Origin of the sequence: Salinispirillum marinum, from assembly GCF_042650105.1 — a bacterium.
Classification (GTDB): Bacteria; Pseudomonadota; Gammaproteobacteria; order Pseudomonadales; family Natronospirillaceae; genus Salinispirillum; species Salinispirillum marinum.
Genome location: NZ_JBHSAL010000001.1, coordinates 1,219,184 through 1,233,010, shown reverse-complemented (window position 1 = coordinate 1,233,010; position 13,827 = coordinate 1,219,184). Strand labels below are relative to the sequence as shown.

Annotated in this window: 15 protein-coding genes and 1 other RNA gene; 10 read left to right on the top strand and 6 right to left on the bottom strand. The window is 53.7% G+C overall.

The features are described 5' to 3' along the window. Positions 1-105 precede the first annotated feature (105 nt). The 6 genes from ACFOSD_RS05765 to ACFOSD_RS05740 all read left to right on the top strand — a co-directional run bounded on the left by ACFOSD_RS05765 (position 106) and on the right by ACFOSD_RS05740 (position 6,455). The gene (locus ACFOSD_RS05765; RefSeq protein WP_380692648.1) at positions 106-1,692 is read left to right on the top strand and encodes an ABC transporter substrate-binding protein; all 1,587 of its coding nucleotides are present in this window, start codon (positions 106-108) and stop codon (positions 1,690-1,692) included. A gap of 179 nt (positions 1,693-1,871) precedes the next feature. Next, on the top strand, positions 1,872-2,858 hold the full coding sequence (locus tag ACFOSD_RS05760; protein WP_380692650.1) for an ABC transporter permease: 987 nt from the start codon (positions 1,872-1,874) through the stop codon (positions 2,856-2,858). Positions 2,859-2,881: 23 nt separating this feature from the next. Then, entirely contained in the window at positions 2,882-3,826 is a 945-nt protein-coding gene (locus ACFOSD_RS05755; protein WP_380692652.1) for an ABC transporter permease, read from the top strand. 2 nt (positions 3,827-3,828) lie between these two features. Further along, positions 3,829-4,830, top strand: coding sequence for an ABC transporter ATP-binding protein (locus ACFOSD_RS05750; protein ID WP_380692653.1), 1,002 nt, complete (start codon positions 3,829-3,831; stop codon positions 4,828-4,830). Beyond that, complete coding sequence (locus ACFOSD_RS05745; protein ID WP_380692654.1) at positions 4,827-5,846, top strand: ABC transporter ATP-binding protein; 1,020 nt, start codon at positions 4,827-4,829, stop codon at positions 5,844-5,846. The genes ACFOSD_RS05750 and ACFOSD_RS05745 overlap by 4 nt, the downstream gene beginning before the upstream one ends. A gap of 168 nt (positions 5,847-6,014) precedes the next feature. Continuing rightward, positions 6,015-6,455, top strand: coding sequence for a DUF2147 domain-containing protein (locus tag ACFOSD_RS05740; protein WP_380692655.1), 441 nt, complete (start codon positions 6,015-6,017; stop codon positions 6,453-6,455). A gap of 140 nt (positions 6,456-6,595) precedes the next feature. On the opposite strand, the gene rpiA is transcribed toward ACFOSD_RS05740, so the two are convergent. Then, positions 6,596-7,300, bottom strand: coding sequence for a ribose-5-phosphate isomerase RpiA (gene rpiA, locus ACFOSD_RS05735; protein WP_380692657.1), 705 nt, complete (start codon positions 7,298-7,300; stop codon positions 6,596-6,598). A 238-nt stretch (positions 7,301-7,538) separates the two neighbouring features. On the opposite strand from rpiA, the gene ilvA reads away from it, so the two are divergent. After that, positions 7,539-9,059 carry a threonine ammonia-lyase, biosynthetic gene (gene ilvA / locus ACFOSD_RS05730; RefSeq protein WP_380692659.1) on the top strand — a complete coding sequence of 507 codons (1,521 nt, stop codon included), beginning with the start codon at positions 7,539-7,541 and terminating at the stop codon, positions 9,057-9,059. A gap of 35 nt (positions 9,060-9,094) precedes the next feature. On the opposite strand, the gene ACFOSD_RS05725 is transcribed toward ilvA, so the two are convergent. The 5 genes from ACFOSD_RS05725 to ACFOSD_RS05705 all read right to left on the bottom strand — a co-directional run bounded on the left by ACFOSD_RS05725 (position 9,095) and on the right by ACFOSD_RS05705 (position 11,517). Beyond that, positions 9,095-10,039 carry a patatin-like phospholipase family protein gene (locus ACFOSD_RS05725; protein WP_380692661.1) on the bottom strand — a complete coding sequence of 315 codons (945 nt, stop codon included), beginning with the start codon at positions 10,037-10,039 and terminating at the stop codon, positions 9,095-9,097. 26 nt (positions 10,040-10,065) lie between these two features. Continuing rightward, positions 10,066-10,659 (bottom strand): 5-formyltetrahydrofolate cyclo-ligase, encoded by a 594-nt coding sequence (locus tag ACFOSD_RS05720; protein ID WP_380692663.1) that lies wholly within the window; start codon positions 10,657-10,659, stop codon positions 10,066-10,068. A 5-nt stretch (positions 10,660-10,664) separates the two neighbouring features. Continuing rightward, positions 10,665-10,842, bottom strand: a non-coding RNA gene (gene ssrS / locus ACFOSD_RS05715) — 6S RNA. Between the two features lie 85 nt (positions 10,843-10,927). Further along, entirely contained in the window at positions 10,928-11,221 is a 294-nt protein-coding gene (locus ACFOSD_RS05710) for a cell division protein ZapA (RefSeq protein ID WP_380692665.1), read from the bottom strand. Further along, entirely contained in the window at positions 11,218-11,517 is a 300-nt protein-coding gene (locus ACFOSD_RS05705) for a hypothetical protein (protein WP_380692667.1), read from the bottom strand. Before ACFOSD_RS05705 ends, ACFOSD_RS05710 begins: the two co-directional genes overlap by 4 nt. Positions 11,518-11,580: 63 nt before the next feature. Here ACFOSD_RS05705 and ACFOSD_RS05700 point away from each other — a divergent pair, with 63 nt between their 5' ends. From ACFOSD_RS05700 to ACFOSD_RS05690, 3 genes are read left to right on the top strand one after another with little or no spacing between them, the layout of a single operon-like run. Continuing rightward, the gene (locus ACFOSD_RS05700; protein WP_380692668.1) at positions 11,581-12,141 is read left to right on the top strand and encodes a UPF0149 family protein; all 561 of its coding nucleotides are present in this window, start codon (positions 11,581-11,583) and stop codon (positions 12,139-12,141) included. A gap of 21 nt (positions 12,142-12,162) precedes the next feature. Then, positions 12,163-13,491 (top strand): Xaa-Pro aminopeptidase, encoded by a 1,329-nt coding sequence (gene pepP, locus ACFOSD_RS05695; RefSeq protein ID WP_380692670.1) that lies wholly within the window; start codon positions 12,163-12,165, stop codon positions 13,489-13,491. Then, the gene (locus tag ACFOSD_RS05690) at positions 13,491-13,811 is read left to right on the top strand and encodes a DUF6122 family protein (protein ID WP_380692672.1); all 321 of its coding nucleotides are present in this window, start codon (positions 13,491-13,493) and stop codon (positions 13,809-13,811) included. Before pepP ends, ACFOSD_RS05690 begins: the two co-directional genes overlap by 1 nt. The last annotated feature ends 16 nt before the right edge of the window (positions 13,812-13,827 follow it).

Genomic DNA, 13,827 nt, shown 5'->3' with positions numbered 1-13,827 from the left:
CTCCGCATCACAGGCTCTGACACTGAGCTAAAAAGAAGAATCGCTTACCCGCCAAAGCTCCATGCTGGGGTTGAGAGTAAGCCCATTAATATTGAGGAAACCAACATGAAAAGGTTTGTCCGTACTGTATCAACAGGCGTTGCGATGTCTGTTGTTTTGGCCGCAGGGGCCAGTGCTGAAACGTTGCGCTGGGCTAGTGCCGGTGACTCTCTGACGTTTGACCCCCATTCACAGAACCACGGGATGACCCATGCCGTGGCGCACCAGATGTATAACCCACTGGTGTATTTGGATATGGACTCTGCCATGCAACCTGGCTTGGCGACCGAGTGGCGTATCCTGCCTTCGGACCCTACCGTGTGGGAATTCAAACTGCGCCAAGGCGTGAAATTCCACGGTGGTGAAGACTTCACCGCAGAAGACGTGGTGTTCTCCTTCCAACGTGCGCAGCACGAAAACTCGGACATGCGCACCCTGATCAGTTCAGTGGTAGAAGTCACGGCGGTGGATGACTACACCGTTCATCTGCGCACCAGCGGCCCGAACCCGCTGTTGCCGAACAACCTGACGAACCTGTTCATCATGGACAAGGGCTGGTCAGAAGCCAACAATGTAACCATTCCGCAGGACTACTCAGCCGGTGAAGAAAACTTCGCGGTACGTAATGCCAACGGTACCGGGCCTTTCCGCTTGGTCAGCCGTGATCCGGACGTCCGCACAGAAATGGTACGCAACGAAAACTATTGGGGCCGTAACATGTTCCCAATGGAAATTTCACGTATCGTACACACGCCTATTCAGTCCGCCGCCACGCGTGCTGCTGCCTTGCTGTCGGGTGAGATCGACTTCCTGCAAGACGTTCCTGTACAGGACATTCAGCGTCTGAACAATGCCGCTAACATTTCTGTGGCAACAGGCCCGGAAAACCGCACCATCATGTTTGGTATGGATCAAGGTCGCAGTGAACTGCGCACGTCGAACGTGAAAGGCGAAAACCCCTTCGCGGACATCCGTGTACGTCAAGCGATGAACATTGCCATCAACCGCCAAGCGATTCAGCAAGTGGTTATGCGTGGTCAGTCAACTCCTGCTGGTATGATCGCACCGTCGTTCGTGAACGGTTACACCACCGAACTGGATACCGTACCCGTTACTAACGTTGCTCAAGCACGGCAATTACTGGCTGAGGCAGGCTACCCCAATGGCTTCCAAGTCACGCTGACGTGCACAAACGACCGTTACGTGAACGATGAAGCCGTCTGCCAAGCCGTAACCGGCATGCTGGGCCAAATCGGTATCGCCGTTCGTTTGGACGCCCGTGCGAACAGCATTCACTTCGCTGAACTGCAACAAGGCGTGCTGGACTTCTACATCCTGGGCTGGTCTGTTCCAACACTGGATTCGCACTATGTGTTCGACTTCCTGTTGGAAACGAAAACGGCCAATACGGGTGCGTGGAACTTCACCGGCTGGTCTAACGCTGAGTTCGACCGTCTGTCACGTTCATTGCCAACGCAAACCGACCTGAACGCGCGTAATGCGGCCATCGCTCAGGCTTGGGATCTCGCACAAGAAGACGTGGTTTACCTGCCGGTTCACCACCAAGTATTGAACTGGGCGATGCGTACCGACATCAACTTTGATGTACAGTCGCAAAACCAGCCTATGCTGAAATACTTGAGCTTTAACTGATAAGTAACCATTAAGGCGCTGTTGATTTCGGCGGTAGGAGGCCAGCCCACTGGCCGAATTCGCGCGGTGGGCCGCGCTCCTACCCATGAATTCAACACAGCGTTAGCGGTAACCTGAGAAGACAGACTGCGGTCTGTCTTCTTGTTATGAGAAACGATCATGAATAAGGGTATTGACCAATGATCGCCATGTTAATTCGACGGATCATTCAAGCCGTCATCGTCATGCTGGTCGTGGCCTTCATTTCCTTCAGTTTGTTCCAATTTGTGGGTGATCCCATCAACAATATGGTTGGTCAAGAAGCCAGCCAGCAAGATCGAGCAGAACTGCGCGAGCGGTTGGGCTTGAATGACCCCATCCCTCTTCAATTTGTGCGCTTTGTCGGCAATGCCGTACAGGGTGAATTTGGTATTTCTTATCGCATGGCACGCCCGGTATCGGAAGTGATCATGGAGCGCTTGCCTGCCACCTTAGAATTAGCCTTTGTTTCCGGGGTGTTTGCCCTGAGCTTGGGTATTGGACTCGGGGTATACACCGCCTTGAACCGTAACGGTTGGCTGAGTAATTTTATTATGTCGTCATCGCTGGTTGGGGTGTCGCTACCGACCTTCTTGATCGGTATTTTGTTGATTTATGTGTTTGCGGTAGAACTGTCCTGGCTGCCTTCGTTTGGCCGTGGTGACGTGGTGCCCATTGGTGATTCCTGGACCACTGGCTTTTTAACCGCCTCCGGTATTCAGTCGCTGATTTTACCCGCCATTACGCTGGGGCTGTTCCAGCTGACGCTGATCATGCGCCTAGTGCGCGCTGAAATGCTCGAAGTACTGCGCACGGACTACATTAAGTTTGCCCGCGCCCGTGGCTTGAAACAGCGCTCTATCCATTTTCATCATGCGCTGAAAAACACCATGTTGCCGGTTATCACCATCACCGGCTTGCAGTTGGGTTCCATTATCGCCTTTGCCATCATCACTGAAACGGTGTTCCAGTGGCCGGGCGTCGGATTGCTGTTTATCAATGCCATCCGGTTTGTGGATATTCCGTTTATGTCCGCCTATTTGCTGGTGATTGCACTGATCTTCGTCATCATCAATTTCATCGTGGATATGCTCTATTTTGTGGTAGATCCTCGCTTGCGCGCCACTAAACGCAGCGCTGGTCGATAAGGAGTACCATAGGAATGAACAATATGACTGAACAACACGAGATGCCCGTAGCACCACCCTTGTGGAAGCGAATTGTCGATAGCGATTTGTTTTACGATTTTATTCGCCGCCCGGTGGTGGTGGCGTCAGCGGTGATTACCTTGTTGATCATTTTGGCTTCGTTTTTAGCCCCCTGGGTCGCACCGCATACCCCCTTTGACCCGGCCACGCTAAATCTGATGGACGGGTTTACGCCGCCTTTGGCCGAGAATATGTTCACCGGAAACAGTTACCTCATGGGCACCGACAGCCAGGGGCGGGATATTTTCTCGGCCATTCTATACGGCTCGCGGATTTCCCTACTGGTTGGCTTTGCCTCGGTGGCTTTTGCCGCCGTGTTGGGCATTGGTCTGGGCTTGATAGCCGGTTACAAAGGCGGCTGGGTGGACAGCCTGATCATGCGCGTTGCCGATGTGCAATTGAGCTTCCCAGCCATTTTGGTGGCCTTGCTGATCTTTGGTATTACCAAGAGTTTGATTCCGGTGGCCTATCAGGAACAAGCTGCGGTGTACGTACTGATCATTTCCATTGGCCTGAGTGACTGGGTGCAGTACGCGCGTACTGTGCGCAGTTCTACGCTGTCCGAGAAAAACAAAGAATACGTACAAGCAGCCCGCATCTTTGGCGTGCCGGCCCCCCGTATTCTGTTACGGCATATTCTGCCTAACGTTATGGGCCCGGTGTTGGTCATTGGCACCATCGGCTTGGCGCTGGCGATCATTCTGGAGTCTACCCTGTCGTTCTTGGGTGTGGGCGTACCCGCCACGCAACCCAGCTTGGGCACCTTAATTCGCGTTGGGAATGAATTTTTGTTCTCTGGCGAATGGTGGATTACCTTCTTCCCCGGGGTAACGCTGTTGATTCTGGCGTTGTCTGTGAATTTATTGGGCGATTGGTTACGTGACGCCCTGAACCCGAGGTTGCGTTAAACATGAGTCGTGAACAAAACAATGAACAACAGGGTGTACTTTTGTCGGTACGTGACTTGGTGGTGGAATTCCCCAAGCGCAAGAATGTGCTGCGTGCCCTAGACCATGTGTCGTTTGACATTGCGCGCGGTGAAATACTGGGCGTGGTCGGTGAGTCTGGCGCGGGTAAATCGCTGACCGGAGCCGCCATCATAGGCTTGCTGGAACCACCGGGCCGGGTAGCGTCGGGCGAGATTCTCCTCGACGGCGAACGCATTGATAACCTCCCCTATGAAGCCATGCGGCGCATTCGGGGCAAGCGCATCGGCATGGTATTTCAGGACCCCTTAACGTCACTGAACCCTATTCTGACCATAGCCGACCAGCTGATCGAAACCATTCGTACACACTTGCCGATGAACGAAAAGCAAGCGCGGGAACGTGCTATTGCGTTGCTCGATGAAGTAGGTATTCCCGCCGCAGACAAACGGGTGGACGATTATCCGCACCAGTTTTCCGGTGGAATGCGTCAACGCGTGGTGATTGCGTTAGCGTTAGCGGGTGAACCGGAATTGATCATCGCGGACGAACCCACCACCGCGCTGGATGTATCCGTGCAGGCGCAGATCATCGACGTGCTGAAACGCATGTGCAAAGAACACGGTGCAGCGGTGATGTTGGTGACGCATGACATGGGCGTGATCGCGGAAGCCTGCGACCGCGTGGCGGTTATGTACGCCGGTCGAGTTGCCGAAATCGGTCCGGTGCGCGATGTCATCAAACACCCGAAACACCCCTATACCGTCGGTTTAATGGGTTCCATTCCGTCTATCGTGCATGAAACCGAGCGTTTGGTGCAGATTCCTGGCAGCATGCCACGTTTGGATGCCATACCGACCGGCTGCGCCTACAATCCGCGTTGTGACCGGGTTTTCGCACGCTGCAAAGAAGAACGTCCCGACCTGATAGCTGTGGCAGACGGGCAAGTAGCCTGTTGGTTGTACGACGCTAAGGAGCCCTCATGACCGCACAACCTAAAACGCGAACGGCGAACGAAGCCTTGTTGCAAATCAACGATTTATCCTGCCATTTCGATGTCTCGAAACCTTGGTTAAACCGCGTATTAGAGAAGGAACCCAAACGTTTTCTGACCGCAGTCGACCGGGTTTCCTTTTCCATCAACAAAGGGGAAACCTTTGCTTTGGTGGGTGAATCTGGCTCGGGCAAGTCCACCATTGCGAAATTGATTGTGGATTTGATCAGTCCTTCCAGTGGCACCATTACCTTTGATGGTCAAAATCTTGCGGCCTCGAAAGGTGAAGCCTTCAAAACCTTGCGTCGACGCATTCAAATGATCTTCCAAGATCCGTTTGCGAGCCTCAACCCACGTTGGCGGGTGGGGGACATCATCGCCGAACCTATCTATGCCTTCGGCCTTGAGAAAGACAAAGCTAAAGTGGTCAAACAGGTTGAAAAGCTGCTTGATACCGTCGGTTTGGCCGGGCGTGACCGCCATAAATTCCCGCATGAATTCTCCGGTGGTCAACGGCAGCGCATCGCCATTGCGCGCGCACTGTCTGCGCAGCCCGACTTCTTGGTGTGTGACGAACCGACATCGGCACTGGATGTGTCCGTCCAGGCACAGATTCTGAACCTGATGCGTGACCTGCAAGACGAGTTTGGCCTAACCTATTTGTTCATCAGCCATGATTTGTCTGTGGTGAAACACATGGCCAACCGCATCGGTGTGCTCTACTTGGGTTCTATGGTGGAAAATTCACCCAGCCAAGAACTGTTCGCCAATCCCGTGCACCCTTACACCCGCATGCTGCTGGATGCTATTCCCGACCACGAAATGAGCGGACGGAAGCGTCAACCGGTAACCGGGGAAATCCCCAGCCCGATTGATCCACCATCTGGCTGTACTTTCCACCCGCGTTGTCCGTACGCCAATGACCGCTGCAAATCCGAACGACCGAAATTGATTTCAGTGCGTGACAGTTTGGCGTCTTGTTTTGCGGTAGAAGAAGGACGCATCTAGCGTTCCCAGCTCTGTGCCGAAAGGCGAGTCATTGACTCGCCTTTTTTGTGCATTCCGTCCGCGCAGGCAACAATCGACACGCTGTAATTTAGAACGCTGGAGAACCTGGCGTTGCTGATCTACGCTGTACCTGCAGTCCATCACAACAATAAATAGGAGACACCGCACATGCGTTGGCTAATTGCACTTTCCCTTGTGTTAACCGCTTTTGCCGCACAGGCACAAACCAGCCCAGTGGGATTTTGGTACACCATTGATGACGAAACGGGCGACGTACGCAGCCGCGTCGAGTTGAACGTCGTGAACGGCGAGCTGGTAGGGCACATTCGTGAAATCATCAAGTCAGACCGCCCACGTGACCAGTGGTTCTGTGACCAATGCAAAGGCGATAAACGTGATGCGCCCTTTGAAGGCTTACAGATTATCGAAGGTTTACGCTGGGATGCCGGCAAGCAAGAATGGAACGGCGGCACCATTACCGACCCGGCCAACGGCAAAGAATACAAAGCCTTGCTGACCGTAGCCGATAATGGCGATACATTGGAAGTGCGCGGGTTTATTGGGTTTGCGTTGATCGGGCGGACGCAGACGTGGCAGGCGGTGCAGTAGGAGTCCAGCCCCTTGGCCGAACAATAATCGTAGGAGGCCAGCCCTCTGGCCGAACAATAATCGTAGGAGGCCAGCCCTCTGGCCGATTTTCGCGCAGAGGGCTGCGCTCCTACGATACGTTCAAACGACCTTAAAGCAACTCAGTAATACTCGCCCTTCTGCGACGGCGTATTGATGACGGATAGGCGACGTACACCCGTCGGCGAGGCCAGCAACAACAAATCCGCGCTGCGACACGCAAAGATACCGTTCGTTACCACACCCACGATAGAATTCATCTCAATTTCCATGGCCTTGGGATCGGTGATGTTCAAACCATGTACATCAAGAATGATGTTACCGTTGTCGGTGATCACACCTTCACGATATACTGGCCGCCCACCGAGCTTCTCCAACTTCCGCATCACGTAATTACGCGCCATGGGAATCACTTCAACCGGAATGGGGAATTTACCCAACGTCTCCACCGCTTTTGATTCATCCGCAATGCAAATGAACTCTTTGGCACAGGCCGCGACAATTTTTTCCCGCGTTAACGCCGCTCCGCCACCTTTTACCAAGGCCAACTGCAAATTCGCTTCATCGGCACCGTCGATGTAAAACGGCAACTCTTTCACGTCATTCAGGTCAATGACTTCGATACCATGCCCGCGCAACCGTTCAGCTGAGGCTTCGGAACTGGCCACGGTTGCCCGGAATTTACCTTTTAACGCTGCCAATTGGTCAATAAAATGGTTCGCCGTAGAGCCCGTACCAATACCGATGACCGAATCAGCATGGATCTGCCCACGAATTTCTTCCAACGCCGCTGCCGCAACGGCTTTTTTCATGTCGTCTTGAGTCATGTGACCTGTCCTGAATGAAGTTACGACTCATTATAGACGCATCACCGGCAAGGGGGTATGGGTGTACTTTTTAGTTTTGTGTATTGTCTGCGTCTTCTCTGCTAACACGACCATAATTAGGGCTGTGACAACTTGCGGTAAACCCAAACTTCCCCAACGCAACCGATACATTTCCCCGCCCGCTTTGTTACAATCGAGCGCTTGTTGATTTCATCCACCCCCAAGCTCAGGCAGCACCATGACTCTGGAAGAAACGGTTAAGAAAATACTGAACGCTAAAGTGTACGAGGCGGCCCGTGAAACGCCGCTCGACATTGCGCACAATCTCTCCAAGCGCTTCAATAATCAGATTTTGATTAAGCGCGAAGATTTGCAGCCGGTATTTTCTTTCAAGATTCGTGGCGCCTATAACCGTTTGGCGAATTTGACGCAGGCAGAACGTGACCGCGGGGTAATTTGTGCTTCGGCGGGCAATCACGCGCAAGGCGTGGCCTATTCGGCGAATTTGCTGAAAACCCGTGCTGTGATCGTAATGCCGAAAACCACGCCAGACATCAAAGTGAATGCCGTGCGCAGTCATGGCGGCAAGTACGTGAAGGTGGTGTTGCACGGTGATGCGTTTGATGAAGCGTCAGCGCATTCGCGGATATTGATGGAAGAACAGGGCTTAACCTATATCCACCCGTTTGATGACCCGGACACCATCGCCGGGCAGGGTACCGTTGCACGGGAAATTCTGCACCAGCATGGTCGCCCCATGCACGCCATCTTTATCCCGGTCGGTGGTGGCGGTTTGATCGCGGGCATGGCCGCTTATGTGAAGTATTTAAACCCGGAAATCCGCATTGTCGGGGTCGAATTTGAAGAGTCGGCCTGTTTGGCGGCGGCTATGAAAGCGGGCGAACGGGTGATTCTGGACCAAGTGGGGATCTTTGCCGACGGGGTAGCGGTCGCGCAAATCGGTGCGGAAACGTGGAAAATTTGCCAGCACCATGTGGATGAAGTCATTACCGTCACCGCCGATGAAATCTGTGCGGCGGTGAAGGATATGTTCGATGATACCCGTTCGGTGTCCGAGCCTTCCGGAGCTTTGGCTTTGGCTGGGGTGAAAAAATACATTCAGCGCGAAGGCACTACCGACGAAACCTATGTGGCGATATCCAGTGGCGCCAACATGAACTTCGACCGCTTACGTTATGTGGCGGAGCAGGCGGAAGTGGGTGAGCAGCGTGAGGCCTTATTGGCGGTAACGATTCCAGAAAAAGCCGGGGCGTTTCTGGCTTTCTGTGCGGTGTTGGGACGGCGCTCGGTGACGGAATTCAATTATCGGTATGACGATGACAACGATGCCAACATTTTTGTTGGTGTGCAGGTGTCAGGCGCAGACGAAAAGAACGAACTGGTGGCTTCGTTGCGTGCGGCGGAATACCCGGTGGTGGACCTCACTGACAACGAAATCGCCAAGGCCCACATTCGCCACATGGTAGGCGGTAAATCACACCACAGCGTTACCGAAGTGTTGTACCGCTTTGAATTCCCGGAGCGCCCTGGAGCCTTGATGAATTTCTTAAAGAAATTGGGCAAGCGCTGGAGTATTTCATTGTTTCATTACCGCAACCATGGTGCGGCCTATGGGCGCGTACTCTGTGCGTTTCAGGTGCCAAGAGAGGACAATGCCGAGTTCCAGCAAAAGTTGAAAGAGCTGAATTATCAGCACTGGAACGAATCCGAAAATCCGGTGTATCGGATGTTCTTATAGCCGTTTAATCGTCGGCCCCGTTCCGGGGCCTACTGTCACAGAGTTTTGTCTTTGAGCTGCACCGATTTCAATTGCCGCCCGATCGCTTCTTCCGTCAGGTTATACCCTAATTGAATCAGCTCGTTTGCTTGGTCATAGTCAAAGAATCCACCGGCCGACCGGTGCAAATTGATCACCACATCCGGCCGATAAGACGCCAGCCTCGCATCGGTAATCTGTGATTGCATGATGTCGAATGAGCGGAACAACACATCCACCATGTTCATGCTGTTTTGCTGTTCGGGCTTGTCTTTGTGCATGCCACGAATGCTGTCCAACATGGCACTGAAGGCAGGCCAACGGCTGTCATCCTCTTCTGGCTCTTCCACCTTTTTCTTCAGCGGGCGTTTGCGGGGTTTTATGGGTGTGGCCTCACCCAAGAGTTCAATTTCATCAATCGCGTGGTTTAGGTTCACGGCAATGGTGATGTCGGCGTTTGCATTCATGGTCGGGCCGACGGGCACGGGGTCAACCAAGCCGCCATCCACCAGCCAGCGGCCCATGTAATGGTGCGGCGTAAACACCGAAGGCACCGCAATAGAACTGCGAATAGCGTCGAACAGCGAGCCTTTATTCAGCCAAATCGCGCGCTCCCGGTTCAAGTCCGTCGCCACCGCTGTGAATGGAATGGCCAGGTCTTCGATGTTCAGGTCGCCGGTCATGTCGCGCAGTAGCTTAATGACTTTCTCGCCTTTGAAGATCCCCGAACGAGAAAACGATAAGTCCAGCATGCGTAATACACTGGAGCGCTCCAAACTGGTCACCCAGTCACGATAGTCTTGTAGCTTTCCGGCCGCATGCATGCCGCCTATCAGCGCGCCAATGGATGAACCGGCAATACTGACAATTTCAAAATCGTGTTTCTGTAACCATTCGATAACCCCAATATGGGCCATCCCACGGGCTCCACCACTACCAAGGGCAAGGGCGACGGTTGGCATAACGAACTCCTGTTCTGTGTTTACTGTTAAGACGGTACATGCGGCCGCCGTGGCGAAATCCAAGCCGTGTCAGTAACAATGGCGTTTAAAGGCACATCCCACGGGGCATTGGGCAAACGCGCGACCTGTTGGCAGGTATGGGCAATACCCAGCAACAATGGCCGCATGCCACGGCGGGCAAAGGTGCGGTCGTAAAAGCCGCCGCCCATACCCAACCGCTGGCCGAGAGCATCAAAGCCCACCAACGGTAGCAAGACCAAGTCCAGTTCATAGGGCGCTCGGTGTTTTGTCGTACGCGGCTCGGGAATATCAAAACGATTGCGCCGCATCAGGCTATGTCGGCGATACAACGCGAACCGCATGCGTTGTTGTAACGGGTGAACCACCGGCAAGTAGACGTGTTTGTTCTGCAACCAAAGCAGGTGAATTAACGGTTGTAGGCTCACTTCACCGTCATTCGACAAGTACAAGGCAATGTGTTGGGCTTGATGTACCCAAGGGTGATGTTGCAAACGGCGGGCGATGCGCAGCGCTGCATGGCGTTGTTGCCACTCTGACAGGCCGCGCCGACGGGCTCTCAGCTCGCGCCTGAGCTGGATTCGGTCTGCGGTGTTGCTCATAAAATAGGATCCCCGATACTACCGCTGTCGAGTGTGGCCTTGAACCGAAGAGTTCAAGGTGGTGACTCTGGTGACGAATTAGGCGTTCCGACCAGCGGACGTGCACACATCGCCAACGCAAAATCTCCAGGATAATTAATATCGGCTCGAGGACGTATCGACTGGCAAATAGACCAGGGACAGTGCCTAGTATACTGATCTAAACTTCGAATACAGCGTTGACAATGTAATTTCGTGTATTTGGTGGCTTTATCTTTAACGGTCCGGACTAAACTGGATCCGTATCGTCCAACACGGCATCTATCTTGCCAATCAGTCGCGCAATGGATTCGTTCGAGGCTTGATTCGCGACCTGCTTCTGACGCAATTCATGGATCAGGTTTAACGCCGCCATGACCGCCACACGCTCAACGCCAAAAACTTTTCCCGAGCCTTTGATTTCGGTCATTTTCTGATGCAGTTGCAACGCCGCCGCCTTCAATTCCGCTTCCGATTCTGGCGGGCAGGCCACGTTATAGTCACGGTCTAAGATGGTCAATTTTACGGTATTGTGGGCTTTCATGATGCCTGCTCAAATTCTTTCAATCGGGCAATAACAAACTCCAGCCGTTGCCGCGCTTGCTGGTTTTTATTTTCTAAATCGGCTTTTTCGGCCGCCCACCCACGACGCTCTTCTTCATGGGCAGCTTGTACACGTTTAAGCCGTTGGAACTCACGCAGGAGCTCGTCTACCCGCGCTTCCAAGGCCATCATTTCATCTTGTGACATGCCATTACTCCCTGCTCTGTCATCAATATCGGGTTGCGCGGGGTAATTGAACCGTTTACCGGCCAAGGCCAGCGTATCGATCCGCGTCAAGGGCCTTAGCGTACCAGCGTCAAGGATGCTAGCATAGTGCGAAATTGTGAATAGGAGCTGGCTATGGAGCGTAGCACGGTGGAAAACGATTATTATGCGCTGGATGATGTCCTGGCCGATCTCGACCCGACGGAATCCTTGGCGTATTTGCATGGCAGCCTAACCGCGCGTCTGGTGAGCGGACAACGTTTGGATCGCGCTGCGTGGCTTGCGGCGGCCTGCGAAGCATTGGAAATAGACGCCGAATTGAGCGAGCAACACACCACGGTTTTGCATCATTTGTACGATGGCACATTGACCGAACTAAAAACGGAAAACTTCGCCTTAACGCTCATGCTTCCGGACGACGCACCACTGCCCGACCGCTTAGAGGCCTTATCTGATTGGTGTGCGGGTTTTGTCAGCACGCTCGGAGTAACCGGCCAATTGACGGCACCGGAAGGTGAAGACGAAGAATTGCTGGAAGATCTGATCGCCATTGCGCAATTGGACGTAGAATCAGAAAGTGACGCGGAAGCTGAAGAAGACTATGCCGCGTTAACCGAGCATGTCCGCTTGGCAGCGCATCACTTTCAACTGGTGCTGGGCATCACGGCCGAGGCCGAGAAGCCCACCCTTCATTAACCCAAGAAGACGTAAAACTCTATGTCACACACCCCCATTGCTCCGGAAGAGTTTGCGCTTCGTCGCCACCGTTTGATGGCGCAACTGGAACCCAACAGCATCGCCATTTTGCCGTCCGCCACCGAGCGCCTGCGCAACAACGATGTGGATTATCCGTTTCGCCAGGACAGCACCTTCTTCTACTTCACCGGCTTCAACGAGCCTGATGCACTGGCCGTGTTTATGCCCGGCCGGGCGGATGGAGAGTTTATTCTGTTTTGCCGCGAACGTGACCGTGACATGGAGATCTGGAACGGCTATCGCCTTGGGCCGGAAGGGGTGAAAGCACACCTGCAAGCCGATGAGGCCTACCCAAACGATGAGTTGGACGAGCTGATGCCCACCCTGCTGGACGGGTGCAGCCAGGTGTATTTTCCCATGGGGCAAGATCAAGGGCTGGACATGCAAGTGATGGCATGGATCGACACCTTGCGTGCACAAGCCCGGCGCGGTGCACGCGCCCCGGAACGGCTTGAGAATTTGAATCCGATTACCCACGAAATGCGCTTGTATAAGTCGGACGCTGAAGCCGCCATTATGCGCCATGCCGGACTGATCAGTGCCGAAGCCCACAAGCGGGCGATGCGCATGGCCAAACGTGCTACCCATGAATATCAGTTAGAAGCTGAAATTAACCATGAATTTGCCTGGCATGGCGCGCGCCTGCCCGCGTATTCCGCCATTGTCGGTGGCGGTGCCAATGGCTGTGTGCTGCATTACACCGAAAACAAATCACTCTTGCGAACCGGCGACCTGGTGTTGATTGATGCCGGTTGTGAGTTGGATTACTACGCCGCTGACATCACCCGTACCTTTCCTGTTTCCGGACGCTTCTCGCCGGAACAACGCGCCCTCTACGATTGGGTGTTGCGTGCCCACAAGGCCGCCCTTGCCGAAGTGAAGCCTGGCAATCATTTCAATCAACCACATGAAGCGGTCTTGCAGGTGCTTACCACTGGCTTGGTGGAACTGGGTTTACTAGAAGGCCCAGTAGAAGAATTGATCGCACAAGAAGCCTACCGGGAATTTTACATGCACCGTACCAGTCATTGGCTGGGCATGGACGTACACGATGTAGGGCGCTACAAGAAAGACAATGGCGATTGGCGCGAACTGGAACCGGGCATGTGCCTGACCATTGAACCGGGCTTATACGTCGCTCCGGATAATGAACGGGTAGACGCACGGTGGCGTGGCATCGGTATTCGCATTGAAGACGATGTCATGGTCACTGTCGAAGGCCATGAGAACTTCACTCTGAGTGTCCCCAAAGACCCTGACGAGATTGAACGCCTGATGCAGGATGCCTAATGCCCATTCCGTCCCCTATGGCTTTGGCACATATTGCCCTGCATTTTTTGGTGCCTGCGTTGGTTGCTTGGCTCTGCTTTCGCGCGCAATGGCGGCGTGCTTGGTTAATCATGGTAGCCACCATGCTGGTGGATCTTGACCACCTACTGGCGGATCCTATTTATGACCCGACACGCTGCAGCATTGGCTTTCACCCGTTACACAGCTACCCAGCAATAGCGGGGTACGGTGTTCTAGCCTTGTGGTCGCGCACGCGCTTGGTCGGCCTCGGTCTCCTGATCCACATGGCGTTGGATGGACTCGACTGTTTGCTGATGTGAACCAGCCCGCAGTTTA

Excerpts from the sequence above, each read along its gene's own strand:
- ACFOSD_RS05700 (WP_380692668.1), top strand. The coding sequence starts at position 11,581 with ATGGAGCGTAGCACGGTGGAAAACGATTATTATGCGCTGGATGATGTC.
- ACFOSD_RS05765 (WP_380692648.1), top strand. The coding sequence starts at position 106 with ATGAAAAGGTTTGTCCGTACTGTATCAACAGGCGTTGCGATGTCTGTT.
- ACFOSD_RS05720 (WP_380692663.1), bottom strand. The coding sequence starts at position 10,659 with ATGAGCAACACCGCAGACCGAATCCAGCTCAGGCGCGAGCTGAGAGCC.
- ACFOSD_RS05755 (WP_380692652.1), top strand. The coding sequence starts at position 2,882 with ATGACTGAACAACACGAGATGCCCGTAGCACCACCCTTGTGGAAGCGA.
- ACFOSD_RS05760 (WP_380692650.1), top strand. The coding sequence starts at position 1,872 with ATGATCGCCATGTTAATTCGACGGATCATTCAAGCCGTCATCGTCATG.
- ilvA (WP_380692659.1), top strand. The coding sequence starts at position 7,539 with ATGACTCTGGAAGAAACGGTTAAGAAAATACTGAACGCTAAAGTGTAC.
- ACFOSD_RS05725 (WP_380692661.1), bottom strand. The coding sequence starts at position 10,039 with ATGCCAACCGTCGCCCTTGCCCTTGGTAGTGGTGGAGCCCGTGGGATG.
- ACFOSD_RS05690 (WP_380692672.1), top strand. The coding sequence starts at position 13,491 with ATGCCCATTCCGTCCCCTATGGCTTTGGCACATATTGCCCTGCATTTT.
- ACFOSD_RS05740 (WP_380692655.1), top strand. The coding sequence starts at position 6,015 with ATGCGTTGGCTAATTGCACTTTCCCTTGTGTTAACCGCTTTTGCCGCA.
- ACFOSD_RS05750 (WP_380692653.1), top strand. The coding sequence starts at position 3,829 with ATGAGTCGTGAACAAAACAATGAACAACAGGGTGTACTTTTGTCGGTA.
- ACFOSD_RS05710 (WP_380692665.1), bottom strand. The coding sequence starts at position 11,221 with ATGAAAGCCCACAATACCGTAAAATTGACCATCTTAGACCGTGACTAT.
- rpiA (WP_380692657.1), bottom strand. The coding sequence starts at position 7,300 with ATGACTCAAGACGACATGAAAAAAGCCGTTGCGGCAGCGGCGTTGGAA.
- pepP (WP_380692670.1), top strand. The coding sequence starts at position 12,163 with ATGTCACACACCCCCATTGCTCCGGAAGAGTTTGCGCTTCGTCGCCAC.
- ACFOSD_RS05745 (WP_380692654.1), top strand. The coding sequence starts at position 4,827 with ATGACCGCACAACCTAAAACGCGAACGGCGAACGAAGCCTTGTTGCAA.